Consider the following 989-nt stretch of genomic DNA (forward strand, 5'->3'; position numbering starts at 1 on the left):
CATGATTCCTGATTGGAGATACCTCCGTATAAGTTTCAAGACCAATCGGTCTTGTACTCTATTTGCCAATATCCCCATTAACTTATCATGATTAACCTTGTCAAAGAATTTCTCTAAATCCATATCAATAACCCATCTATACCCTTCACTTATATATCCCTTGGCTTTCCTCACTGCATCATGGCCCCTTCTTTTGGGACGGAAACCATAACTATGTTCTGAAAATGTTGGGTCGAAAAGTGGGGTTAGCACTTGGGCTATGGCCTGTTGGATGAAACGATCTGTCACAGTAGGTATTCCTAGTAATCTTACTCCACCGTTCGGTTTCGGGATTTCGATTCGACGTACTGGGTTCGGTTCATAGGTACCAGTTCTCAAAGAGTGACAAAGGGAATCCCAGTTTTCATAGAGGTGTCTTCGTAGGGATTTTACGGACATTCCATCTATGCCATGACTTCCTTTGTTCCTTTCCATATAAATGTCAACCTAAGTATGTACACTTTTGATCGTTTAAGTATGTACAAATTCTACTCATTTTCTTTCGCAAGATGATCTTTGATTCGGTAAGATTCTCCAACAATACTTACTACTGTTGCGTGATGTAAAACCCGGTCTAAAATCGCATTGGCCAGTTTAGAATCTTGAAAGACTTCATCCCATGACTTGAAATTGATATTAGTTGTTAGAATTGTACTTCTCTTTTCATACCTTAGATCAATGAGTTGAAAGAACAATTTCGCATCTTCTGGATCAATAGGTAAATAGCCAATTTCATCAATAATAAGCAGTTTATATTTGGTATAATGCTTTAATCTTGCTTCTAAACGATTTTCAATTTTAGCTCTCTTTAACTGCTGGAGTAAATCATGGCACTTAATAAAATAAGTGCTGGTTCTCTTTTTAGCAGCTGCTATGCCGATGGCAGTGGCTAAATGAGTTTTCCCCACACCACTAGGGCCTAAAAATATAATATTTTCCTTTCTCTCAAT

The 989-nt window shown here is 37.8% G+C and carries 2 protein-coding genes; both read right to left on the reverse strand.

Going from position 1 to position 989, the window contains the following annotated elements; translation table 11 throughout:
* On the reverse strand, positions 1-474 hold a 474-nt coding region (locus tag WQ54_RS17925; protein ID WP_046585975.1), incomplete at its 3' end, for a reverse transcriptase domain-containing protein.
* Positions 475-527: 53 nt separating this feature from the next.
* A partial coding sequence (gene istB, locus WQ54_RS17930; RefSeq protein ID WP_046585977.1) for an IS21-like element helper ATPase IstB occupies positions 528-989 on the reverse strand: 462 nt, incomplete at its 5' end.

The sequence above is a fragment of the Bacillus sp. SA1-12 genome, assembly GCF_000981385.1.
Taxonomy (GTDB): domain Bacteria; phylum Bacillota; class Bacilli; order Bacillales; family Bacillaceae; genus Metabacillus.